This is a genomic window from Pseudomonas sp. FP1762 (assembly GCF_030687105.1).
GTDB classification, from domain to species: Bacteria; Pseudomonadota; Gammaproteobacteria; order Pseudomonadales; family Pseudomonadaceae; genus Aquipseudomonas; species Aquipseudomonas siliginis.
Genome location: NZ_CP117458.1, coordinates 5,254,903 through 5,279,166 on the forward strand (window position 1 = coordinate 5,254,903; position 24,264 = coordinate 5,279,166).

21 protein-coding genes are annotated in these 24,264 nt (G+C 61.4%); 14 read left to right on the forward strand and 7 right to left on the reverse strand.

Annotation, left to right across the window (positions count from 1 at the left end; all coding sequences use genetic code 11):
* Position 1 precedes the first annotated feature (1 nt).
* Positions 2-361 (reverse strand): hypothetical protein, encoded by a 360-nt coding sequence (locus PSH90_RS23470; RefSeq protein ID WP_056790738.1) that lies wholly within the window; start codon positions 359-361, stop codon positions 2-4.
* Positions 362-496: 135 nt separating this feature from the next.
* On the opposite strand from PSH90_RS23470, the gene PSH90_RS23475 reads away from it, so the two are divergent.
* The 8 genes from PSH90_RS23475 (at position 497) to PSH90_RS23510 (ending at position 6,926) form a co-directional block, all read left to right on the forward strand.
* On the forward strand, positions 497-1,078 hold the full coding sequence (locus PSH90_RS23475; protein ID WP_225930982.1) for a PAAR domain-containing protein: 582 nt from the start codon (positions 497-499) through the stop codon (positions 1,076-1,078).
* Positions 1,075-2,022, forward strand: coding sequence for a CHAP domain-containing protein (locus tag PSH90_RS23480; protein ID WP_056790741.1), 948 nt, complete (start codon positions 1,075-1,077; stop codon positions 2,020-2,022). The genes PSH90_RS23475 and PSH90_RS23480 overlap by 4 nt, the downstream gene beginning before the upstream one ends.
* Positions 2,019-2,585 carry a hypothetical protein gene (locus tag PSH90_RS23485; protein ID WP_305381619.1) on the forward strand — a complete coding sequence of 189 codons (567 nt, stop codon included), beginning with the start codon at positions 2,019-2,021 and terminating at the stop codon, positions 2,583-2,585. The genes PSH90_RS23480 and PSH90_RS23485 overlap by 4 nt, the downstream gene beginning before the upstream one ends.
* 155 nt (positions 2,586-2,740) lie before the next feature.
* Complete coding sequence (locus PSH90_RS23490) at positions 2,741-3,334, forward strand: DUF2796 domain-containing protein (protein ID WP_056790744.1); 594 nt, start codon at positions 2,741-2,743, stop codon at positions 3,332-3,334.
* A 139-nt stretch (positions 3,335-3,473) separates the two neighbouring features.
* Positions 3,474-4,184 (forward strand): ABC transporter ATP-binding protein, encoded by a 711-nt coding sequence (locus tag PSH90_RS23495; RefSeq protein WP_076567723.1) that lies wholly within the window; start codon positions 3,474-3,476, stop codon positions 4,182-4,184.
* A 1-nt stretch (position 4,185) separates the two neighbouring features.
* A complete protein-coding gene (locus PSH90_RS23500) occupies positions 4,186-5,451 on the forward strand; it encodes an ABC transporter permease (RefSeq protein WP_305381620.1) in 1,266 nt (421 codons plus the stop codon).
* Between the two features lie 11 nt (positions 5,452-5,462).
* On the forward strand, positions 5,463-5,981 hold the full coding sequence (locus PSH90_RS23505; protein WP_024014502.1) for a DUF3299 domain-containing protein: 519 nt from the start codon (positions 5,463-5,465) through the stop codon (positions 5,979-5,981).
* A gap of 246 nt (positions 5,982-6,227) precedes the next feature.
* Positions 6,228-6,926: an OmpW family protein gene (locus PSH90_RS23510; protein WP_150638354.1), complete on the forward strand. Its 699-nt coding sequence runs from the start codon at positions 6,228-6,230 to the stop codon at positions 6,924-6,926.
* A gap of 358 nt (positions 6,927-7,284) precedes the next feature.
* Here the strand turns inward: PSH90_RS23510 and PSH90_RS23515 are convergent, their stop codons facing one another.
* Positions 7,285-8,217, reverse strand: a complete 933-nt coding sequence (locus PSH90_RS23515) for an NAD-dependent epimerase/dehydratase family protein (RefSeq protein WP_095181937.1) — start codon at positions 8,215-8,217, stop codon at positions 7,285-7,287.
* Positions 8,210-9,094, reverse strand: coding sequence for a sugar nucleotide-binding protein (locus PSH90_RS23520; protein WP_041477681.1), 885 nt, complete (start codon positions 9,092-9,094; stop codon positions 8,210-8,212). The genes PSH90_RS23515 and PSH90_RS23520 overlap by 8 nt, the downstream gene beginning before the upstream one ends.
* 276 nt (positions 9,095-9,370) lie before the next feature.
* Between PSH90_RS23520 and PSH90_RS23525 the strand changes: the two genes are divergently transcribed.
* Positions 9,371-13,657: a DEAD/DEAH box helicase gene (locus tag PSH90_RS23525; RefSeq protein WP_305381621.1), complete on the forward strand. Its 4,287-nt coding sequence runs from the start codon at positions 9,371-9,373 to the stop codon at positions 13,655-13,657.
* Positions 13,658-13,773: 116 nt separating this feature from the next.
* On the opposite strand, the gene PSH90_RS23530 is transcribed toward PSH90_RS23525, so the two are convergent.
* Positions 13,774-15,876, reverse strand: a complete 2,103-nt coding sequence (locus PSH90_RS23530; protein ID WP_095181940.1) for a mechanosensitive ion channel family protein — start codon at positions 15,874-15,876, stop codon at positions 13,774-13,776.
* A 387-nt stretch (positions 15,877-16,263) separates the two neighbouring features.
* Here PSH90_RS23530 and PSH90_RS23535 point away from each other — a divergent pair, with 387 nt between their 5' ends.
* Genes PSH90_RS23535 through PSH90_RS23550 form a run of 4 tightly spaced genes read left to right on the forward strand, consistent with a single transcriptional unit; the run spans position 16,264 to position 20,241 of the window.
* Positions 16,264-17,190, forward strand: coding sequence for a DUF72 domain-containing protein (locus tag PSH90_RS23535; protein WP_252876981.1), 927 nt, complete (start codon positions 16,264-16,266; stop codon positions 17,188-17,190).
* The gene (locus PSH90_RS23540; RefSeq protein ID WP_056790768.1) at positions 17,187-17,984 is read left to right on the forward strand and encodes an endonuclease/exonuclease/phosphatase family protein; all 798 of its coding nucleotides are present in this window, start codon (positions 17,187-17,189) and stop codon (positions 17,982-17,984) included. Before PSH90_RS23535 ends, PSH90_RS23540 begins: the two co-directional genes overlap by 4 nt.
* Complete coding sequence (clsB, locus tag PSH90_RS23545) at positions 17,981-19,255, forward strand: cardiolipin synthase ClsB (RefSeq protein WP_016772961.1); 1,275 nt, start codon at positions 17,981-17,983, stop codon at positions 19,253-19,255. The genes PSH90_RS23540 and clsB overlap by 4 nt, the downstream gene beginning before the upstream one ends.
* Positions 19,252-20,241 carry a lysylphosphatidylglycerol synthase domain-containing protein gene (locus PSH90_RS23550; RefSeq protein ID WP_041477676.1) on the forward strand — a complete coding sequence of 330 codons (990 nt, stop codon included), beginning with the start codon at positions 19,252-19,254 and terminating at the stop codon, positions 20,239-20,241. The genes clsB and PSH90_RS23550 overlap by 4 nt, the downstream gene beginning before the upstream one ends.
* Before the next feature lie 104 nt (positions 20,242-20,345).
* Here the strand turns inward: PSH90_RS23550 and PSH90_RS23555 are convergent, their stop codons facing one another.
* From PSH90_RS23555 to PSH90_RS23565, 3 genes are all read right to left on the reverse strand, one after another.
* Positions 20,346-21,104, reverse strand: a complete 759-nt coding sequence (locus PSH90_RS23555) for a S9 family peptidase (RefSeq protein ID WP_042610641.1) — start codon at positions 21,102-21,104, stop codon at positions 20,346-20,348.
* Positions 21,094-22,203, reverse strand: a complete 1,110-nt coding sequence (locus tag PSH90_RS23560) for a DUF3182 family protein (RefSeq protein WP_256810169.1) — start codon at positions 22,201-22,203, stop codon at positions 21,094-21,096. Before PSH90_RS23560 ends, PSH90_RS23555 begins: the two co-directional genes overlap by 11 nt.
* 279 nt (positions 22,204-22,482) lie before the next feature.
* Positions 22,483-23,484 (reverse strand): GlxA family transcriptional regulator, encoded by a 1,002-nt coding sequence (locus PSH90_RS23565; RefSeq protein WP_252876984.1) that lies wholly within the window; start codon positions 23,482-23,484, stop codon positions 22,483-22,485.
* 101 nt (positions 23,485-23,585) lie between these two features.
* Here PSH90_RS23565 and PSH90_RS23570 point away from each other — a divergent pair, with 101 nt between their 5' ends.
* Positions 23,586-24,140 (forward strand): cysteine hydrolase family protein, encoded by a 555-nt coding sequence (locus PSH90_RS23570; RefSeq protein ID WP_305381622.1) that lies wholly within the window; start codon positions 23,586-23,588, stop codon positions 24,138-24,140.
* The last annotated feature ends 124 nt before the right edge of the window (positions 24,141-24,264 follow it).

The following is a 24,264-nucleotide window of genomic DNA, read 5'->3' on the forward strand; positions in this document are numbered from 1 at the left end:
CTTACCCGATCCAGCTATAGAGCGGCGTATCCCCGCCGCTCGCCACTTTCACATCGGAACTGTGGCGCAAGCGCACGAGCAAACGCTTGCCCGCCACCGCACTGCCGGTCAGCGCTTCCAGTTGATCGAGCAGATCCGGTCCACTGAGTTGCCCGGCCTTACGCAGCAAGTCTTTGGCCACCTGCCACAGCGCATCGTCCTGATTCACCGGCTTCGCCGCCGGGGCCGACGCCACTGCCTCGGACTGCGCGACCGGCGCCTGCCCGCTCAGCGCCGAACCCAGCCTGGCCCAATCGCTGTCATCCAGCTCCACCGTCAAATCCACCGGCACCTCGCCGACCGTTCCGCGTATCCGCAACATCAAGTTCGCTCCTGCACTTTTCTGACCTGCATGCTCCCACGGGACTTGTGCAACGCCAAGTAAAGGGCGCCAAACACATCTGGTAATTCCCGGTTGATCGGCTAAATTAATCTCTTTTTGCGGGAAGGATTCCCAATGTCTTCAGGACGAAAACTGGCCTCTAAAGGAGGCCCGACCTCTACAGGTGGCGTGATACTTGAAGGAAATGAGAACCTCAATATCGAAGGAAGAATAATCGCTTCCATTGGACAACTCGCCAGTTGTCCGGTCTGTGGGCCTGGCAAAGGCCCCATCGTAGCAGTGGGTGAAAGAACGCTGATTTTACCTGCCGGACCAGCTGCGCTAGAGGGTGACTACGTCGCCTGCGGTTGTCCGCCCATGACCAATAAGCTGCTCACTCAGCAACACAGTGGTTTCGCAGGAATTGGCCGGCCCGCTCCAATTGACATGGGGCCACCGATTGCTGCCCTGACCTCTTATCGCTACTTGCAGGTCATCATCGAACGCCTTGATGACACGGAAAAGCCAGGTTTGGCTTACAAACTCAAGGACAAGGCGAAGGTTGCCGTTTTACAAGACAGCACTTGCAACCTCACAGGCGAAGGCTGCGAACACCCGGTAAAAAACGCTTCGGATTACGACACCCTGTTGGTAGGGGAAGATTCCGAATGGACTTTCTATGCCTATGAAGAGCCCCTGACACAGGATTTGTCATGAAATCGGAAATCAAACTCATCTTTAAAGACTTTCTGATGCAGCCACCGCCAGGCGTAAAATTTCAGCTGCTTATCGACGGTCAGGTCGTAGATGACAACATCGTTCAAAACGATGACAGGCCTCGCATTTATTCATTGATATCCAAAAACGGCCAGATCGCTATAACGCTCGCGGGCAAGGAACTACCGTCGATCAAAACCCGAGACACCCACGAAGTGACGGTTCAGATTGTGGGGAACTCCGGTACAAAAAAAGGTATGCACACTGCTACGTTGAATCCAGGGAAGTCTCTTTCGATCGTAGCGATATCACCGTGGGTAAAAGTCCCGCTAACGACCAGCGGCGCTGTCTCGAACGACGCGTTCTACGAAGTCGAATATGGTGTGAAACGTACAAATGAAACCCGAACGGTGAAAGTCGTCATTCAGGACATGCCGCGCAGGATACTGATGGAGGCGCTGTCACACCGGGGATCAACACAGTGGGCAGGGAATAAAAGCAAAAAGTCGCTGCCACACCCTACGCTCAGGCAGAGCGTGGAATTTCCACCAAACACAAATAAATGCAATCTGTTCGTCTACGACGTGCTGACCGCAATTGGGGTCAACGTGGCGTTGATTGAACATGGCAAATCGAAATACCTGCCATATTTCTCCAAGGTTAGTCCTCCGCTCGCGGGTGAATGGGCGAATGGACAACGATTGCTCAACAGCTGGAAAGTCGAGCGCACGCCGTTGCCCGGGGACGTCGGCGCTTACGCAATGAATTATTCCGACGCCAGCGGCCATGTCGGCTTCGTTCTAACGAAGGGCGTATGCATTTCTGCAGGGTGGGAAAAAGTTGAAGTTAACGACGCAGGTTTTCGCCATGCGACCGGTAATGCAAATCCCAGTGACCATGACTTCACTATTTTCCGACGCTACAAACACAGCACGCCACAATGAAACGCCCTTATTCGCTCCTCCTCATAATTCCGTTTTTGCTCATCGTGGCATGGCGCATCTGGTTGCCTGCCGATCTTTCGGCTTGTCTCGCTGACGGGGAAACTGCAGGTCCACTGACCCTTGTTATTCGTGATTACTTTGAGCGCAATAGCCGGACCGACTGGCGAGACATGGATGATCGTTTCGACATACTTTCAACCCCCGAAGGCCAGAGCATAGCGAGTCAACCGAATTCACACACTTGCGAAGCATTGCGGGTACTGCAGAGTCCGGCGTTCAGTCAGAGTGAAAAAATCTTCACCATGGCACTTATGTTCAGACTGCCAATCGACCAGTACATGGCCCTGATGGATCGCAGTCATCAACTCTACACGCAGGGCAAAATGGATAAGGAGGTGCTGACTCTGGTGGTATTTCCGCGCGGAACAGCCATCAACTACTGGTGGCTTCCGGCTTGGCGACAGCGTTTCAGTCGCGATGCCCCGAGCGTGCTCGACGCAAATCTGATCAACGATGTTCTTTCGGGACACTATTGGTTCGACTATCCCGGCGCAGGCTTCTGATTCTGCAAGCATGACATCCAATCCCAGCACCGCCCGCGAACTCATCCCGGGCGGTGCTTAGCCATGTCTTGCGCAATCTCAAGCGCACGGGCACACTCTGCGCACTTTCGTTATAAGATTACATAACAAACTTTTCATTTTTCTCGGAGTCCGTCATGCGTCGTTTGCTGCTCGCTTTGCCGTTTGCCCTGTTGCCGCTGGCCGCTGCCCATGCGGTGGATGAGCACGATCACGATCATGAGCACGGCAGCCTCGGCGCTCACGAACATGGCGTGGGTCGCCTGAATGCCGCGCTCGATGGTCAGACCCTGGAGCTTGAGCTGGAAAGTCCAGCGATGAATCTGGTGGGTTTTGAGCACGCCGCGACGTCGGATGCCGACAAGGCCAAAGTGGCCGCCGCTCGGGCGCAACTGGAAAAACCATTGGCTCTGTTCAGCCTGCCGGCAGCTGCAGGGTGCAAAGTGGTCAGCCAGGAACTGGAAAGCCCGCTGTTCGGCGACAAGCCGGACGCCGATGATCACGACGAAGATGAAGCAGACAAGGACGGTCACGAGCATCACCACGACCACAGCGAAATCCATGCGCATTACCAATTCAGCTGCGCCACACCGGGCGCGCTGAGCACGCTGAACCTGACGAACATCTTCAAGACCTTCCCGGCGACGCAGAAGATTCAGGTACAACTGATCAGCGCGACCGGCCAGCAAGGTACCGAAGTGACGGCCAAGTCAGCTGCGCTGAAATTCTAGGATCCACCGAAATCCCCTGTGGGAGCGAGCCTGCTCGCGAAGGCGGCGTGTCAGTTGACAGGTGGGTGTCTGACCCAGCGCTTTCGCGAGCAGGCTCGCTCCCACAGGGTTATGTGTTCACTTCATGAAAATCGGTGCCATGACCCAAGCACTCATCGAACTTTCCGACCTTGGCTTCAACTGGCCCGGTCACCCGCCGCTGCTGGACATCCCGGCGTTTCGTCTGGAAGCCGGCGAAACCCTGTTTCTCAAAGGCCCCAGCGGCAGTGGCAAGACCACGCTGCTCGGCCTGCTTGGCGGGGTGCAGAAGCCCAATCGGGGCAGCATTCGCCTGCTCGGCCAGGAGCTGACCGAGCTTTCTGCCGGCAAGCGCGATACGTTTCGTGTCGATCACACCGGCTACATTTTCCAGCAATTCAATCTGCTGCCGTTTCTCTCGGTGCGCGAGAACGTTGAGTTGCCGTGTCACTTCTCGAAACTGCGTGCGCAACGGGCGAAACAGCGCCACGGCAGCGTCGATCAGGCCGCCGCCACCCTGCTCGCCCACTTGGGTCTGAAAGACGAAAGCATCCTCAGCCGCCGCGCCGACTCGCTGTCGATCGGCCAGCAACAACGGGTCGCTGCCGCCCGCGCGTTGATCGGCCAACCGGAGCTGGTGATCGCCGACGAACCGACCTCGGCACTGGATTACGACGCCCGCGAGAACTTCATTCGCCTGCTGTTTGCCGAGTGCCGCGAGGCCGGATCGAGTCTGTTGTTCGTCAGCCATGACCAGAGCCTGGCGCCGCTGTTCGACCGTCATCTGTCCCTGGCCGAACTCAATCGCGCCGCCACGTCCGCCGAGGTCTGAGATGTATCTGTTTCGTCTGGCCATGGCCAGCCTGGCCAACCGCCGTTTCACCGCATTGCTCACCGCTTTCGCCATCGCCCTGTCGGTGTGCCTGCTGCTCGCCGTCGAGCGCGTGCGCACCGAAGCCAAGGCCAGTTTCGCCAGCACCATCAGCGGCACTGACCTGATCGTCGGTGCCCGCTCCGGCTCGGTAAACCTGCTGCTGTATTCGGTGTTCCGCATCGGCAACGCTACCAACAACATCCGCTGGGACAGCTTTGAACACTTCGCCAACAACCCGAAAGTGAAGTGGGCAATCCCCATGTCCCTAGGCGATTCCCATCGCGGCTATCGCGTGATGGGCACCACCGAAGCCTACTTCGAGCACTACCAGTACGGGCGCCAGCAACACCTGGCGCTGGCCGACGGTCGCGCGTTTGCCACCGATCCTTTCGAAGTGGTGCTCGGTGCCGAAGTCGCCGAAGCGCTGCACTACAAGCTCGGCGACAAACTGGTACTGGCCCACGGCGTGGCGGCGATCAGCCTGGTCAAGCATGACGACAAACCCTTCACCGTGGTCGGCATCCTCCAGCGTACCGGCACCCCGGTGGACCGCACGTTGCACATCAGCCTCGGCGGCATGGAGGCGATCCACATCGACTGGCACAACGGCGTGCCGGCGCGCGGCAACGGCAGAATCAGCGCTGATCAGGCGCGCAACATGGACCTGACGCCGCAAGCCATCACCGCGTTCATGCTCGGCCTCAACAGCAAGATTTCCACCTTTGCCTTGCAGCGCGAGATCAACGAGTACCGTGGCGAACCGATGCTGGCGATCCTGCCGGGCGTGGCCTTGCAGGAATTGTGGAGCCTGATGAGTACGGCCGAGAAAGCGCTGTTCGTGGTCTCGCTGTTCGTTGTGCTGACCGGGCTGATCGGCATGCTCACGGCGATTCTCACCAGCCTCAACGAGCGCCGCCGCGAGATGGCGATTCTGCGTTCGGTGGGCGCGCGGCCGTGGCACATCGCAAGCCTGCTGGTGCTGGAAGCCTTTGCGTTGGCGCTGACTGGAGTCATCGCCGGGCTGGCGTTGCTGTACGTCGGCATCGCCACTGCGCAAGGGTACGTGCAGGCCAATTACGGTTTGTATCTGCCGCTGGCATGGCCGAGCGAGTATGAATGGACGCTGCTCGGTGGCATTCTGGCGGCCGCGCTGCTGATGGGCAGCGTGCCGGCCTGGCGCGCGTATCGCCAATCATTGGCCGATGGCCTGTCGATCCGTTTATGAGGATGTTCACCATGCCCCGCGCCCTGCTTGCGCTGCTGATGCTGGTCGCCCTGCCCGTGTGGGCAGCGGCGCCGAAAGACCTGACCTGGTCGGAAATGATCCCACCGGACGCCGCGCCGGAAGTACCCAACATGACCCCGCTGCACGACCTGTCGAAGATGGGCGACGCACTCTCTGCCGAGTCCGCTCCGGCGGCCAAGCAGGACATGCCCAATGCACCGGTAGTGAAGAGCCTCGACGGGCAGAACATTCGCCTGCCGGGTTACATCGTGCCGCTGGAAGTCAGCGAAGAGGGGCGCACCACGGACTTCTTGCTGGTGCCATATTTCGGCGCCTGCATCCACGTACCGCCACCGCCGTCAAACCAGATCGTCCACGTGAAAAGCGAACTGGGCGTGAAGCTCGATGAGCTGTATCAGCCGTATTGGGTTGAAGGACCGTTGCAGGTGAAAGCCTCGAGCAGTGAACTGGCCGATGCTGGGTATCAGATGGAGGCGGAGAAGATTTATGCGTATGAACTGCCGGAGTGAGTCCCGGTAGTATTGTATTGTCCGCAGAGACCCCATCGCGGGCAAGCCCGCTCCCACAGGTTATCTGGGTGAGCAAAAAACTGACAAACAACTGGATCATTGTGGGAGCTGGCTTGCCAGCGATGGGGCCGAGATGAACGCCACAAAAAAACGGGCCTTCACTGTTTCATTGAGCTGAGTCAAAACACCGTATCAGACGGCTTCGTACCCTAGGACATCGAATTTTTATGTCCTTTCGGAGCCCCCATGAACAAGTCCTTGCTCAGCGCCTCGCTGTTTGCCCTCGCGCTCGCAGCCCCGCTCGCCCACGCCCACGAAGCCGGTGACATTCTCGTGCGCGCCGGCGCGATCACCGTCAACCCGAAGGCCGACAGCTCCAGCGTCAAGGTCGATCAGGGTCCGCTGAGCGGCACTGACCTGGGCGGCAAGGCGACCATGAGCAGCGACACCCAGCTGGGTCTGAACTTCGCTTACATGCTCACCAACAACATCGGTATCGAGCTGCTGGCAGCCACGCCGTTCGAGCATGACGTCAAGCTCAAGGGCACCGCCCTGCCCGCCGCCAACGGCAAGCTCGGCACCCTGAAACACCTGCCGCCGACCCTCAGCGTCGTCTACTACCCGCTGGATTCGAAATCGGCTTTCCAGCCGTATGTCGGCGGTGGCATCAACTACACCTGGATCTACGACGAACATGTCGGCAGCGAAGCCAGCGCCAACGGCTTCAGCAACTTCAAGGCGAAAAACTCCTGGGGCCTGGCCTGGCAGGTCGGCGCCGACTACATGATCACCGACAACATCATGCTCAACGCCCAGGTGCGCTATATCGATATCGATACCCGCGCGACCGTCGAGAACAACGCCGTCGCACCGGGCACCCGTGCACGGGTGAATGTGGATGTCGATCCGTTCATCTACATGGTCGGTTTGGGCTATAAGTTCTAAGTCGATTTTTTACTGAACGTTCACGTGGTGGTGAATGAGGCTTGGTGGCGGGCAGGCACAGACCTGACGACGACCGTACGCAGTCGATCGGGGAATAACATTCCCTCGCCACAGGAATAGCGATATTCCGGCCGTGAAAAAGGCGCCTGTTGCAGGGCGCCTTTTTCATTTGGTGCTGAGTCATGTGGGGCGTTGGAGGCCCGGGCCCCTCACCCCAGCCCTCTCCCGGGGGAGAGGGAGCCGATTTGTGTGTTGTTCAAAACCTGAGTTCGACTGGGTATCGCAAGTCGGCGTACTTCTCACAAACACCTCAGTCAGTTCCCTCTCCCCCTGGGAGAGGGCTAGGGTGAGGGGCTTCTCAGGAGCGCCCGAGCAAGCGCGCCAGGCCCACACTCATCGGCGTCTGCGGCGGCATTTCAAAGCGCTGCAGCAAGCGTCGGTTGTCAGCCCGCGAATGGCGGATATCACCCGAACGCGCCGGCCCGTAGCTCACGGGCGGCAGTTCACCGACCACTGATTTCAACGCTTCGAGCATCTGCTTCAGGCTCATCGCCTGATTCCAGCCAACATTGACCGCGCCCTCCTGCACTTCAGGCTTTTCCAGCGCCTGCACCAGCAAATCGACCAGATCACCGACATAAAGAAAATCGCGGGTCTGCTCGCCATCGCCAAATACGGTGATCGGCAAACCTTTCGACGCACGTTCGCTGAAGATGCTGATCACCCCGGAATACGGCGAGGACGGATCCTGGCGGGGGCCGAAGATGTTGAAGAAGCGGAAAATCGCCGGCTCCAGACCATGCTGGCGACGGTAGAAATCGAAGTACTGCTCACCGGCCAGTTTGTCCGAGGCATAGGGTGTCAGCGGCGCCTTCGGCGTGTCTTCATCAATCGACTCGCCCTCGCCATTGTTGCCGTACACCGCCGCGCTGGAGGCGTACACCACACGCTTGACCCCGGCCAGGCGCATGGCTTCGCAGACATTCAGGGTGCCGATGAAATTGCTCTGATGGGTTTTCACCGGATCGTCCACCGAGGCCTGCACCGAGGCCACCGCCGCCAGATGCGCGACAGCGTTGCAACCTTGTATGGCGCGGGCGACCAGGGCGGCATCGGCGACATCGCCGACCACCAGTTCAACCTTGGGATTGTCCAGCGGCAGGTTGCTGCGCTTGCCGGTCGACAGGTCGTCGAGCACGCGTACCGCATAGCCCTTGGCGAGCAAGGCATCGGTCAGGTGCGAGCCGATGAATCCGGCTCCGCCAGTGATTAAAACCGTTGCTTCAGCCATGTCGGTAGAACCTGTCCAGTAGACCCGGGAGCGCGGCACGCCAGGCGCGCGGCTTGATTCCGAAAGTGTGGAGAATTTTCTTGCAGGCCAGCACCGCGTGTTGCGGTTCTTCGGCGGCGTCCGGGCGCGCGGCGTGGGCCTGCGCGGTCGGTGCTTCGATCGCCAGCGGATGCAGGCTGCGTGCTTCGGTGAGAATCGCCTGGCCCAGCGCCAGCGGGGTGGTCGCTTCGTGGCCGGCGTAATGGTAAGTGCCCCACAGCGGCGCGGCGCAGTCGAGTTGCTTGAGCACGGAGATGATCACTCGAGCGGCGTCATCGACCGGAGTCGGATTGCCGCGCCGATCATCGGCCAGCAGCAACTCTTCGGGTTTTTCCGCGCGAGCGAGGAAGCGTCCGAGGGTGCCGTCCGGGCTGTCGTCGAGCAGCCAGCCGAAACGCAGCAGTACATGTTGCGGGCAGGTCGCGCGCACGCTTTGCTCGATGCGCCACAAGGCCTGACCGCGCAGGCCCAGCGGCACCGGCTCGTCTTTTTCGCTGTAAGCGGTAGCACGTGAGCCGTCGAACACGCGATAGCTCGACGGCTGCACGAGGACAATGTTGTGGTGCTGGCACAGTTCGGCCAGACGCTCGATGGCGCGTTCCTGACCGGTCATGCGGCTTTCGCTGACGCTCTCGGCCTGGAACCAGTCGAAATAGTAGGCGAGGTTGATCAACGCATCGGGACGGGTGTCGTCGAGCAATTGGGTGAGGCTCGCGGCATCCCAGCCGTTTTCGGGCGGGCGGGGGGCGAGGAAACCGATGTCTTCTTCCGCACCGAGGCGAATCAGCGCCTGCCCAAGGGCATTTCCGCCGCCCAGTAACATAAGGCGCATTCGCATAGAGTCAGCAGGCCCAGTCTGATTGGAACGATGGCTTTAGCGACGGTTCTTGTGGAACCGTCGTCGATAATTGCCGGAATCGTTGCATTTTGCGGGTTTAGTGCGCAACCGTCATCCGTAAAGTGTAGATCCGCGAATTTGCGCCGTCCTGGCCGGCCCCTTCGCGAGCAGGCTCGCTCCCACAGGGGACCGCATTCCAGGGTGGGAGCGAGCCTGCTCGCGAAGGGCTCCGAACGGTACTTGCATCTTCCCGCCCCCGCCCGCATAACTCCAGTCATGAATCTGCCCCTCCCCGCCAACAGCGCGCTGGCAGGCTTTCACCCCGCCGTCAGCGCCTGGTTCAACAAGACTTTTCCGGCGGTCACCGCCGCTCAGGCCCGTGCGTGGCCGTTGATTCGCCAGCGTCGGTCGACGCTGATCGCCGCGCCCACTGGCTCGGGGAAAACCCTGACCGCGTTCCTCGCCGTGCTCGATGAGCTTGTCCATCGCGGTCTGGAACACCCCGACGGTCTGCCCGCCGAAACCCTGGTGGTCTATGTCTCGCCGTTGAAGGCACTGTCCAACGACATCCAGATCAACCTGCAGAGTCCGCTCGCCGGCATTACCGCGCAACTGCGCGAGATGGGCCTGCCGGAGCTGACCATCACTACCGCCGTACGCACTGGCGACACGCCGCAAAAAGACCGCGCCGCCATGCGCAAGAGCGCGCCGCATATTCTGGTGACCACCCCGGAATCGCTGTACGTGCTGCTCGGCTCGGAATCCGGGCGCAAGATGCTCGGCACCACGCGCACGGTGATCATTGACGAGATCCACGCCATGGCCGCTGGCAAGCGCGGCAGTCATCTGTCCTTGAGCCTCGAGCGTTTGCAAGCACTCTGCGCCGAACCGCTGACCCGCATCGGCCTGTCCGCGACGCAGAAACCGGTAGAAGCCGTGGCGCAGTTTCTGGTCGGTCACGATCGCCCCTGCGAAATTGTCGACATCGGCCACGCCCGCCCTCGGGATCTGGGCATCGAGGTGCCGCCGGTACCGTTGTCGGCGGTGATGGCCAATGATGTCTGGGAACTGGTGTACGAGCGCCTCGCCGAACTCGCCCGCGAGCATCGCACCACGCTGATTTTCGTCAACACCCGACGCCTTGCCGAACGCCTCAGCCGGCATCTGAGCGAGCGCCTCGGCAAGCAGGCCGTGGCGGCGCACCACGGCAGCCTGGCCAAAGAGTTTCGCCTCGATGCGGAACAGCGCCTCAAACGCGGCGAGCTGCAAGTGCTGATCGCCACTGCATCACTGGAGCTGGGCATCGATATCGGTGAAGTCGACCTGGTCTGCCAGATCAGTTCACCGCGTTCGATTGCTGCGTTTCTGCAACGAGTCGGTCGCTCCGGACACCAGGTCGGCGGCACCCCCAAGGGTCGTTTGTTCGCCACCACCCGCGACGACCTGATCGAGTGCGCCGCCCTGCTCGACTGCGTGCGCCGAGGCGAGCTCGATACGCTGCACATTCCGGAAAAACCGCTGGATGTGCTGGCGCAGCAGATCATTGCCGAGGTCAGTTGCCAGGAATGGTCGGAGGACGCGTTGCTGGCGATGTTCCGCCGAGCCTGGCCCTATCGCGACCTCGATGAAAAACACTATCAGGCCCTGCTGAGCATGCTCGCCGAAGGCTACAACGGTCGCCAGGGCATCCGCAGCGCCTACCTGCACCGCGACGCCGTCAGCCGCACCTTGCGTGGCCGGCGGGGCGCGCAACTGACCGCCGTGACCAGCGGCGGCACCATTCCGGACAACGCCGACTACAGCGTATTGCTAGAACCCCAGGGCTTGAACATCGGCAGCGTCAACGAAGATTTCGCCGTGGAAAGTATCGCCGGCGATGTGTTCCAGCTCGGCAATACCTCGTACCGCATCCTGCGGGTAGAAAGCGGCAAGGTGCGGGTCGAGGATGCGCAGGGCATGCCGCCGACCATTCCGTTCTGGCTCGGCGAAGCGCCGGGGCGCAGTGATGAACTGTCGGCGGCCGTCGCGCGCCTGCAAGCGCAGTTGGACGAATTGCTCAGCGCCAGGCCCGGGAATCTGCAACCGGCGCTCGACTGGCTGACCACCACACTCGGCCTCAACCTCGCCAGCGCCGAGCAACTGGTCGAATATCTCGCCCGCGCGCGGCAAACCCTCGGCGCCCTGCCCTCGCAGGACACGCTGTTGATGGAGCGGTTTTTCGACGAGTCCGGCGGCACCCAACTGATCATTCACACGCCGTTCGGCAGCCGCATCAACCGCGCTTGGGGCCTGGCCTTGCGCAAGCGTTTCTGCCGCACCTTCAACTTCGAGTTGCAGGCCGCCGCCAGCGAAGACGCGATCGTGCTGTCGCTGTCCACCAGTCACAGCTTCGAGCTCGACGAAGTCTGGCGTTACCTGCACAGCAACAGCGCCGAACACACCCTTATTCAAGCCGTGCTCGATGCGCCCTTGTTTGGCGTGCGCTGGCGCTGGAATGCCGGGGTGGCGCTGGCGTTGCCGCGTTTTACCGGCGGGCGCAAAGTCGCTCCGCAACTGCAACGGATGAAAAGCGAAGACCTCATCGCCAGTGTGTTTCCCGACCAGATCGCCTGCCTGGAAAACCTCGCCGGCGAGCGCGAAGTCCCCGAACATCCGTTAGTGGAACAGACCCTCGACGATTGCCTGCACGAAGCGATGGACAGCGAAGGCTGGCTGACCCTGCTGCGGCGCATGGAGCGTGGCGAGGTGCGCCTGATCGCCCGGGATTTGCCGGCGCCGTCGCCGCTGGCGGCAGAAATCCTCAGCGCCCGGCCGTACACGTTTCTCGACGATGCGCCGCTGGAGGAACGCCGCACGCAAGCGGTGATCAATCGACGCTGGAGCGATCCGCAGTCGACCGATGATCTCGGCGCGCTGGACGCCGACGCGATCACGGCGGTGCGCGAAGAAGCCTGGCCGTCGCCCAACTCCCTGGATGAGATGCATGAAGCGCTGATGAGCCTCGCCTGCATCAGTGACGCCGAAGCGCGCGCCAACGCGGGTTGGCCGGACTGGCTGCAAACGCTGATGGCCAGCGGCCGCGCCTGCCGGTTGCAGATCGACGCCGAGCATCAGTTATGGCTGGCCCGCGAACGGTTGAGTTGCCTGCAAGCACTTTATCCACAGGCCACGTTGCTGACTGAGGCGGTGGTGCTGCCCGGCTTCGACGACACGTGGGCATTCGATGAGGCGCTGGTCGAAGTGATCCGCGCCCGCCTCGGCGCCTTTGGGCCAATCCCGTTGCCCGCCATTGCCGAGCCGCTCGCCCTGCCCGCCGCGCAAGTGAGTCAGGCCCTCGCCCGACTGGAGCGTGAAGGCTACGTCTTGCGCGGCCAGTTCACGCCGAAAAGCACGATTGAAGAATGGTGCGAACGCCATCTGCTGGCGCGTATCCATCGCTACACGGTCAAGCGCCTGCGCCGGGAAATCGAACCGGTGGCATTGCAGGATTTCATGCGTTTTCTGTTCGACTGGCAGCATCTGACGCCGGCCACCCAAGGCCAGGGCAGTGCGGTGTTGCCGGCGATTGTCGGCCAGTTCGAAGGCTACCCGGCGGCAGCTTCGGCGTGGGACAGCGACATCCTGCCGGCCCGCCTCAAGGACTATTCGCCGAGCTGGCTGGATGAACTGTGCCGCAACGGCAAACTGGTGTGGACGCGCATCAGCGCGCGGCAGAAGGTCAGCGGCTCGGCATTGCGCAGTACACCGATTGTGCTGCTGCCGCGTAGCCAAGTGGGTTTGTGGAGTGCGTTGGCTGAGCAGACGCCAGTGAGTGAGTTATCGCCGAAAACGCAGAAAGTCTTCGAGGCGCTGAGTCAGCATGGCGCGCTGTTTTTCGATGAGTTGATTCATGAAGCGCGCCTGCTGCGCAGCGAACTGGAAATCGCCCTGCAGGAACTGGTCGCCGCAGGTTTGGTGAACGCCGACAGCTTCGCCGGCCTGCGCGCGTTGATCACTCCTGCAAGCAAGCGCCAGCAGCGCAGTAGCCGACGCGGGCGCGGCGCTTTTATCGGTGGCATGGACGATGCCGGGCGCTGGGCATTGCTGCGACGGGGTTCGTCAGCCGATGCCGCCGAGACACTCGAACATGTCGCCATGACCCTGCTGCGCCGCTACGGCGTGGTGTTCTGGCGTCTGCTGGAACGCGAAGCGGACTGGTTGCCGAGCTGGCGGGAATTGCTGCGCACCTTTCATCGTCTGGAGGCGCGGGGCGAGATTCGTGGCGGGCGGTTTGTCAGTGGTCTGGCTGGCGAGCAGTTTGCCTTGCCCGAAGCCATTCCCTTGCTGCGCGAAGTACGCCGCCGCCCGCAGGACGGCAGCCTGGTGGCGGTGTGTGGGGTTGATCCATTGAATCTGGCCGGAACGTTGTTGCCCGGGGTGAAAGTGCCGGCGCTGGTGAGCAATCGGCTGGTGTATCGCGATGGGGTGCCGGTGGCCGCGGTGATTGCCGGCAAGCAGCAGGTTTGGGTAGAGCTGGATCCGATAGCCATGGGACAACTGCATGCCAAGCTGATCCGGCATTGAGAGTGTTCGCACCGGCGTCTTCGCGAGCAGGCTCGCTCCCACAGTCCAATCCCATTGCCCCTGTGGGAGCGAGCCTGCTCGCGAAAGCGCCGGCCCTGTCTCTACACAAACAGGCGTCAGGTCCGCGACTCCTGCGGCACCTCACCCGCAACCACCGCCCCCTCCTCCTGTCGCTTTGGCAACAGAACCTGCTGTGGATAAGTCTGCGCAAAATGCACATTGGGTGTGTTATCCACAAGCTTCTTCAAGCGCTGGTTGAACGCGCGGCTCACCGCATATTGCCCACCTGACACCGTGCGAAATTGCGCCGTCAACACCACGCCGTTCAAGTCCATTTTGTCCACGCCAAACACATCCAGCGGCCCTTGCAGGTTGTACTTGAGGAACGGGTCTTCGCGGATCGAATCACCGGCCTCGCGAATCAGCTCAATGGCTTTGTCGACATCGGTGTCGTAGGTGAACTGCACCGAGAAAAATGCGAAGGCGAACTGGCGTGATTGGTTGGTCACAGCCTTGATCTGGCCGAACGGCACCGAGTGCACAAAACCCTTGCCGTCCCGCAGGCGCAAGGTGCGGATGGTCAAACCTTCCACGGTGCCGGCGTGGCCGGAATCGAGCACCACCCAGTCGCCGATCGACAGGGTGTCTTCGATGATGATGAACAACCCGGTGATGACGTCCTGCACCAGTTGCTGCGAACCGAAACCGATCGCCAGACCGACCACGCCCGCACCGGCTAGTAGCGGCGCGACGTTGATGCCGAGGTTGGCCATGGTGGTAATCGCGCAGATCACCACGAGGATGATTTTGATCGCGTTGCGCAGCAGCGGCAGGATGGTTTTCACCCGCGTGCTCGGCTGGCGTGCCGCGCGTTTGCTCAGCGGCGGTTTCAGCGCTTCCTGAATCGCCGTGTCGAGCACCACCCACAGCAGCCACGTCACCAGGAAGATCAGGCCGATGCTGCTCAAGGCGTTGCTGATCGCTCGACCGACGGTGCTGCTCTGGGCGAAATCGAGCAACGACACGCCCCAGATCCGCCCGAGAATATCGATGAACACAATCGCCATGACGATGCGCAGCAACGCATGCAACAGGCTGAGAAAGCGTTCCTTGTAGGCACTGCTGCGCTGGATCGCTTCGGCTTTGCGCGACTTGAACAGGTGCTGCAACACCGTGCTGAGAAACACCGTGGCGATCAGCAGCACGGTGGTGAACAAGGCACAGCGCAGGGCTTTCTGATTGTCCTCGCCGATGCCGATCAGGCTGACTGCCGAGACCAGCACCATCAGCACGATCGGCCAATACCACAGCCCGGAAAATATCCGCAGCGACTCCTGCAGCGACGGTTGTTTCAAACGCTGACTGAGCGGGCGATTGCGGATCAGATGCGCCACGGGCCGGCGCAGGCGAATCACCAGCAAACCGAAAATCACCGAGGCGATCAGCCCGGTGAACACGGCGATGCTGCTGGTGATATTGCCGCCCAGTTGCCGGGCGATCTGCGGGCTGGTCAGGGCATCGCTGAGCGCGGCGAGAAAGCCGATGAGGAACAGCGGGCGCGGGCAGTATTCACGGATGATTCGCGCGGCGGCGCGCTTGTGCCCGACGTTGAACATCACCACCACGCACAACAACATCGATGTGGAGAAGATACCGCTGCTGGTGGCATAGGCCAGACACAGCGCCAGCGCACGGCCCACCGAAGCTTGCAGAAAATGGCTGACATACAGCGTCAAAGGCAGGCAGATCAGCGCCGGCACGGTGTACGGCAGCACGTAGCCGAGCAGATCCTGACTGCGCTGGCGGGTGCGCAACCAGCGGCCCTCACGCAGACGCTTGGCCAACAGACTGCCGAGCACGGTGAGCAGGGCGAAACTGCCCAGCCAGACTCCCGACAGCGTGAGGAAATCCCCTGCCACGCTCCAGCCCGAGCGATTCGACGGTTGCTTGACCAGCCGATCGACCTCATCCGCCGCGCGGTCGGCGCGCAGCCGCCAGGCATCGACCAGGTGTTCGTTGAGATCGAGTTTTTCCTGCACATCGTCGATGCTCGTACTGATCGCCCCGAGCAGACCACCCTGCACCAGCGGTTCCGGTTCGGCGGGTTTCTCTGCCGTGTCGGCGGCAGCCGGAACGCCCGGTAGCGCGACGGCTTGCGATGTGTTGACGCCCAAGCACAGCAGCGCTCCCAGCAGAATGGCGATCCTGAAATTGCGCAAAGCTCCGATCTCCCGTGGCTGACCCTGGTAAGGAACTGATCGGTAATTGCGCGGCAAGTTCAAGAGCCCCCTCACCCCAGCCCTCTCCCCCAGGAGAGGGAGCCGACCGAGTTGCATGACCAAAATCACCAACTGCACGTCTTGAGTCGAACTCAAGTCCTGAAAACCATGAAAATCTGCTCCCTTCACAGTCGTACGCGATTTCAGGAGGCATGAAGATCTGCTCCCTTCCCCCTCGCCCCCTTGGGGGAGAGGGTTGGGGTGAGGGGGTAAGCTCTTGATCTTCGCTTCACCCGCGACCGTCCGTAACGCCACCGAAACTTTCCCGCCCCCGCCGCAGTCATCACAGAACATCGGCAACACGAGGACTTTCTACGGGAGGATGGGATGGCGACGATTCACATCGGTATTTCAGGCTGGCGCTACGCCCCGTGGCGCGGGGATTTCTACCCGAAGGGACTGGCGCAGAAGCGCGAATTGCAGTTCGCCTCCCGCGCGGTCAACAGCATTGAAATCAATGGATCGTTCTACGCCCTGCAACGACCCGAACGTTACGCCCAGTGGTACGCCGAAACCCCCGATGACTTCGTCTTCAGCGTCAAGGCGCCGCGCTTCATCACCCACGTGCGCCGCTTGCGCGAAATCGAAAAACCGCTGGCGAATTTCTTCGCCTCGGGCGTTCTGGAACTGAAGGAAAAACTCGGGCCGATCCTTTGGCAGTTTCCGCCGAATTTCAAATTCGACGCCGAGCGCTTCGATCACTTTCTCGCGCAACTGCCCCACGATACCCAAGCCGCAGCCGCCCTCGCCCGCCAGCACGACTCGCATCTGCCCGGCAACGCCAGCGTCAAAGCCTGGCGCAAGAAACCGCTGCGCCATGCCGTGGAAATCCGTCACGAGAGCTTTATCGACCCGGAGTTCGTGCGCCTGCTCAAGCGCCATAACACCGCGCTGGTCATTGCCGACACCGCCGGCAAATGGCCGTACCGCGAAGACCTCACCAGCGACTTCGTCTATCTGCGCCTGCACGGCGCCGAAGAGCTCTACGCCAGCGGTTATTCCGAACAAGCGCTCAAGCGCTGGGCAGAGCGCATCGACGCCTGGCATCACGGTAAACAGCCAGAGGACGCCCACCTGATAGCCCCACGCCTGAAACCCCGCGCGCGCAAATCCCGCGAAGTGTTCTGCTACTTCGACAACGACATCAAAGTCCGCGCGCCCTACGACGCACGCAACTTGTTGCAGCGCTTGGACCTCGACAAAGACCTCGCCACAACTCCCGGGCAAGTCGCCGCAGAAGGAGTTCTGTCATGAGCATTCCCGAACCGGTCGGTTTCACCGACGAAGGCTCCGTGGTTGCGCCCTCGGTGCGCACCTTCACCGTACTGACTGTCAACACCCACAAGGGCTTCACCGCGCTGAACCGGCGTTTCATTCTGCCGGAGCTGCGTGAAGCAGTGCGCAGCGTCGCCGCCGACGTGGTGTTTCTGCAGGAAGTCCACGGCACGCACGAGCAGCATCCGAAACGCTACGACAACTGGCCGACGATGCCGCAATACGAATTCCTCGCCGACAGCCTCTGGCCGCAATTCGCCTACGGGCGCAATGCCGTGTACCCGGCGGGCGACCACGGCAATGCGCTGCTGTCGAAATTCCAGATCATCCGCCACGACAACCTCGACGTGTCGATCAGCGGCCATGAAAACCGTGGCCTGCTGCATTGCGTGCTGCGCCTGCCTGGCGACGGCACCGAAGTGCACGCGATCTGCGTGCATCTGGGCCTGCGCGAGAGCCACCGCAATGCGCAACTGGATCTGCTGATGCAACGTCTCGCCGAACTGCCCGCTGATGCCCCGGTGATCGTCGCTGGCGATTTCAATGACTGGCGCCAGCGCGCCGACGCGCAGCTCAAGCCCTGTGGCCTGCGCGAAGTGTTCGCCGAGCAGTACGGCAAGCCGGCGCGCAGCTTTCCCGCGCGGCTGCCAGCGCTACGACTCGACCGCATCTACGTACGCAACCTCAAGGCCAGCCGGCCGAAAGTTTTGACCAACCGGCCCTGGTCCCACCTTTCCGACCACGCACCGTTATCGGTGGAGATTGAACTATGAACAGTGCGCCACTGGAAAAATCCGCCGTCGACCCGGTCCCGCTGAACCCGCCGGTGCGCGAGCCCGGCCACGTGGACGTCGAGTATCAATGGCACAGCAATAACCGCGTAGAGCTGCTGGAGAACGGCGAGGAATATTTCCCCCGGGTATTCGAAGCGATGCGCGCAGCCAAGAGCGAGATCCTGCTGGAGACCTTCATCGTCTTCGAAGACAAGGTCGGCGCCGAGTTGCAGCAAATCCTCATCGAAGCCGCCCAGCGCGGCGTGCGCACCACGGTCAGCCTCGACGGCTTCGGCTGTGGCGAGCTGAGCACCGGCTATCTGTCGGCCTTGAGCGATGCCGGCGTGCATCTGCAAATCTTCGATCCGGCGCCGAAGCATTTGGGCATCCGCACCAACTGGTTCCGCCGCTTGCACCGCAAGATCGTGGTGGTCGACGGCTTGATCGCGTTCATTGGCGGGATCAACTTTTCCGGCGATCACCTGGCCGACTTCGGCCCTGAAGCCAAGCAGGATTACTCGGTGGAGATCCAAGGCCCGGTGGTCGCCGATATCCATCACTTCGCCCTGCTGCAAAGCGGTCGTCCCGGGCGCGCGCGGTTCTGGTGGCAGCGCCGGCGCCAGCGCCTGGAGGAAATGGCCTTCACCGATCACGACGGCCAGGTGCGCCTGGTGTTCCGCGATAACGATCAACACAACACCGATATCGAAGACGTGTATCTGCAAGTACTGCGCAAGGCCAAGCGCCGGGTGATCATCGCCAACGCCTACTTCTTTCCCGGTTACCGGCTGCTGCGTGAAATCCGCAACGCCGCCCGCCGTGGCGTCGAGGTGCGGCTGATCCTGCAAGGCCAGCCGGACATGCTCGTGGCGAAACTGGCGGCGCGCATGACCTACGATTATCTGCTGCGTGCCGGCGTGCAGATTCACGAATACTGCCAACGCCCGCTGCACGGCAAAGTCGCGCTGGTCGACGATGACTGGAGCACCGTGGGCTCAAGCAATCTCGACCCGCTGAGCCTGTCGCTGAATCTGGAAGCCAACGTACTGATCCGCGACCGCGCGTTCAATCAGCACCTGTACGAACGCCTCGAAGATCTCAGCCAGAACCACTGCAAAGCCATGGACGCCAAGCTGTTGCCGCGCGGGCGCATCTGGCACATGACCGTGGGCTTTCTGGTGTTCCACTTCCTGCGGCACTTCCCGGCCATGGCCGGTTGGCTGCCGGCGCATAAACCGCGTCTGAAGCCTTTCCGAGGTGCGCGTCCATGAGTCATTCCGAAGTGCACTCCGATAGCCATTCGACACAAGCGGCGCCGTCGAAATGGAGCCGCTGGAAACGTCCGCTGACCATCCTGTTTTTCCTCGCGCTGATCGTCCTCCTGACGATGTTCGCCACCCGCATCGAATGGGCCGAGGTGCTGGAGACCCTCGCCGATTTCAAGGTGCGCACGCTGATCATCGCCGCCAGCCTGACGTTGCTGAGCTTTCTGGTGTACGCCAGTTTCGACCTGATCGGCCGCACTTACATTCGGCAAGACCTGACCTGGAAGCAGATCCTGCCGGTGGGCATCATCAGCTACGCCTTCAATCTCAACCTTAGCGCCTGGGTCGGCGGCATCGCCATGCGCTATCGCCTGTATTCGCGGCTGGGCGTGAGCAAAGGCAACATTGCCAAGATTCTCGGCCTGAGCCTGGCAACCAACTGGTTCGGCTACATGACCATCGCTGGCGTAGTATTCAGCAGCGGTCTGGTGACTATGCCGCCGGGCTGGAAACTCAGCAGTTCGGCCTTGCAACTGGTCGGGGTGTTATTGCTGTTGGTCAGTGCCGGCTATCTGGCGGCGTGTCAGTTCTCCAAGCGCCGCGAGTGGTCGATACGCGGCGTGGAAATCAACCTGCCGTCGCTGCGCATGGCGGTGCTGCAATTGCTCTTGGGCGCGTTGAACTGGTCGCTGATGGCGGCGGTGATCTTCACTCTGCTGCCGAGCAAACTGGATTATCCGCTGGTGCTTGGGGTGCTGTTGATCAGCGCGATTGCCGGGGTCATTACGCACATTCCGGCGGGGCTGGGTGTGCTGGAGGCGGTGTTCGTGGCGTTGCTGCAGCATGAGGCATCGCGCGGCAGTCTGGTCGCGGGATTGCTGGCGTATCGGGCGATTTATTTTCTGCTGCCGCTGTTGATCACGGTGGTGATGTATCTGGTGGTGGAGGCCAAGGCCAAGGCGCTGCGGATCGAGAAGAAACCCACACATTAGAATCAACATCAAAAGATCGCAGCCTTCGGCAGCTCCTACATTTGAAATGCGTTCAACCTGTGGGAGCGAGCCTGCTCGCGAAGGGGCCGGTACATGCGACAGAATCATCTGGATTGGATAATGCTCAACCGCTCCCCCACCACCATCTCGGTAATCCAGTCCACCAGGATCGAGGTGTAGGCCTGCTGCGACACCGGATCACTCAATGCATGATCGGCGCCATCAATAATCCGATGGGTCAATGAGTGAGTCTGCTGACAGGCGGCGCGGTAACTCATGATCGTCGCGTGGGGCACGAAGTCGTCGGTTTCCGATTCCACCAACAGCACGTCGCCCGTGAATTGCGAACAGGCATGCAGGGCGCGATTGCTGTCGGCGCGCACTAGCGTATTGCGATAATCGCGCAGGTCGGCCTTGTCCAGATCGCGTTTGGGCGTGTGCCATTGCTCGTCGCGGTACAGCGCCGGCACGCGCAGCGCCAGCCAGCGCACCGGGCGCAGTGACGTCAGGATCGAGGCCAGATAACCGCCATAACTGGTGCCGACCACGGCGATCGCCGAAGTGTCGAGGGCCGGGTGCGCCAGCAGGCGATCGTAGGCCGCCAGCAAATCACGCAGATTGTCTTCACGGGTCACCCGGGTCAGCGGAATTCCGGTGCCGCCGGTATGCCCGCGCAGGTCGAAGGTCAGGCATACGCAACCCAGGCCCGCGATGCCTTTGGCCCGCTCGAGATCACGCTCCTGACTGCCGCCCCAACCGTGCACGAACAACACCCCTGGGACTTTCGATTTGGGACTGAGAAAGGTCCCGCTCATCTGTTCATCATCAATGTCGATTTGAATGCTTTCGCTTCTAGCCGTCATAGGATTGGACCGTCACATATTTGAGAAGAAACGCGCTGTTTTCAGCCGGACCGCGATAGACCTCGATGGCGTCCGCCGGCAGCGCCTGATCGGTATAGGTTTCCACCGACGACACGCGAATCGCGCGCATCTGTGGATCGTTGACGAAGCTTTGCAGCGCCGCCACTTCGGCGCTGCTGGCACCGCCCATGCGCCAGGATTGTTCGAGCACGCCGCTGCGCGGGTTGCCGCTGGCGTCGAGGCCTTGGGCGATATCGTAATTGCGCCGCGAGGCGAAGAAGCGCGGGTAAGCTTCGTTGGCGGCACTGTCGAAGACCTGCGCCTGCTCGATGGCCAGACGCACATCATCAGGCAGATCCAGCGCGAGCAATTGGTCATAGCCGCCCTGCACCACCAGCAGATTCGAGCCGCCGTAGACCTCTTCGCCCTGACCGTCCTCGGTCAAGTATTGATCACCGCAATAGCTCAACACTTTGCCGCCGATGAACGACTGGCCGACGCTGTGGGTGACGACGTTGCTCAAGTCCTGCTCCAGCACTACGCCGTCGCTGAACAGGCTTTGCGCTTCGGGACGAGCGAGGATTTCATCGAACGCATCGAGGCTTTTGATCACTTCCTGACCGCGACCGGCGCAAGCGTGAATCGGCTTCAAGCGAATCGGCCCGGCGTACAACAGATGCTCGGCGGCGGGCCGCGCATCTTCCAGGGCGAATACGCTGAGACCGTCGAGCACAACGTTGCGCACCCGCTCCGAAAACAGCGGCGACCAGCCCTGCGGCGCGTGCGCCAGATGACTGCGCAAACCGTGGCTGATGGCTTTGGTGCAGATGAAATCGTATTCGACGTAACCGCCCCACAAGTCATCGGGGCCTTTGATGCCCAGCGCTTGCGCGTGGGCGGCGCCGACGATGGTTTGCGTTGGCAGCAGATACAGCTCGCGGCCCTGATGTTTGGCCGGATCGAAACTGCCGCCGAATTTGCAGCCGAGAATCTGCGCCAGCCAACGCGCCAGGGCCTTGTTGGTCTCGACTTCATGTTGCGGCGCCTCGGCACGCACCGAATGGGCCACGACGATTTTGTTGCTGGGTGTCGGGGTCATGCGTTCCCCTTTTATCAGTCGATGGGTTCTCAAAGGAAATTGCAGAGATCAGGCCAATCAACGATCCCCACGAACCGCCCGATAATCGGGAGCTTGCCGTGACTGTGCTGGCATCACGCCTGTTTCAAACTGCACGACACCGCGCAAAACTCCGGCAAATTGCACGATCTCTCACCCTCGCCGCGATCATTGTGGGAGCGAGCCTGCTCTCGAAAGCGTAGTGTCAGCCGACTACAATTCTGTAGATCCAGCGCCTTCGCGAGCAGGCTCGCTCCCACATTAGTTCATCGTCGTTCTGGGAGCGGGATTCACACCAAACCGCCCCCGGTACTCACTCGGCCCAAGCCCGGTAATCTTCTTGAAGATCGCACGAAACGCGCCCGGATCCTGATAGCCCACCGTCCAGGCAATGTGGTCGATCGTGCCATTGGTGAACTCGAGCATTTCCCGCGCCTTGCCGACCCGCAAGTGCTGGCAATACTCGGTCGGTTTCAAGCCTGTCGCGGCGCGGAATCGGCGCAGGAAAGTACGCTCTTCAAGTCCCGCACGCTCGGCCATTGCCGTCAGCGAAACATCCGTCGCCCCGGTGCTTTGCAGCCAGTGCTGGACCTTGAGAATCGCCGCGTCGCCATGGCTGAGGATCGGTGCGAAATTGCTTCCGCATTCACTGGCGCTGTCGCTGTGTTCCATCACCAGAAAACGCGCGGTCGCGGTGGCGATGCTCGGGCCGAGCAAGCGATCGACCAGGCGCAACCCCAATTCCGACCATGCCATCAGCCCGGCCGTGGTGATCAGGTCACCGTCGTCGACAATCGGCGTGTCGGCCTTGAGTTTGATCTTCGGGTAACGCTCGGCAAAAGCCTGGGCCGAGGTCCAGTGCGTGGTGGCGCTGCGACCGTCGAGCAAGCCGCTTTCGGCGAGCATCAACGAGCCCACACAAACACCACCAAGGGTTGCGCCGCGCGCATGCTGATCGCGCAGCCATTGCGCAAGACTCACGGTCATCTGCGCCGCATCGAACCCGCCGAGGGACGGCGGAATCAGCACGGCGAGCAAAGCGCCTTCGGCACCGGGATGACTGTCATAGACCCGCGCCGGCAACTGCTCGCCATCGACCTGCCAGTGACTGACCCGCAGCACGGGCAATTGCACAGCCCGATACTCGGCAGCGATGCGATTGGCCACGGCGAACAGATCGGTCAGACCGTGCACCGCCGCCAGTTGCGCGCCGGGGTAAATCAGCACGCCCAGTTCAGCGGTGGCGGCTCTTTGTGCAGCCATTGTCAGTTTTCCCCCGTCTATTGTCGGTGCGGCCAATCCTCGAATCCTCGGCCAGCGTCAATACTGAGGCCACACCCAATCACCGTCTCGAGGACAATCCCATGGCCAAGCAAGCGCTCATCGTAGTCGATATCCAGAACGACTACTTCCCCCAAGGCAAGTGGCCGCTGGTCGGCGCCGACGCCGCTGCCGACAACGCCGGACGGCTGATCGCAGCTTTTCGCGAGGCGGGCGATTCGGTCGTACACATTCGTCATGAATTCACCTCCGACGATGCGCCGTTTTTCACTCCCGGCTCCGAAGGCGCGAAACTGCATCCGAAAGTGCTCAACCGCGCCGACGAGCCGGTGGTGCTCAAGCACTTCGTCAACTCGTTCCGCGAAACCGAACTGAAAGCGGTGCTCGACGAACACGGCATCACCGACCTTGTGGTGGTCGGCAGCATGAGCCATATGTGCGTCGATGGCATCACCCGCGCGGCGGCGGACATGGGTTACAGCGTGACCGTGATTCACGATGCCTGCGCCAGCCGTGACCTTGAATTCAACGGCCTGACGGTGCCGGCCGCCCATGTGCACGCAGCATTCATGGCCGCGCTGGGTTTCGCCTATGCCAGCGTGGTATCCACTGAAGAGTTCCTGAGCAGCAACGCCTAGCAACAACTGCGCAATCCCCTGGCCCGCCGCGTTGCGGGCCTTTTTGCGTCTGTCATGAAAATCTCACGCGTGAGTCATTGATGGCACTTTGCATTGGTTGTAGTGTGGCCCACGCGTGAGACGC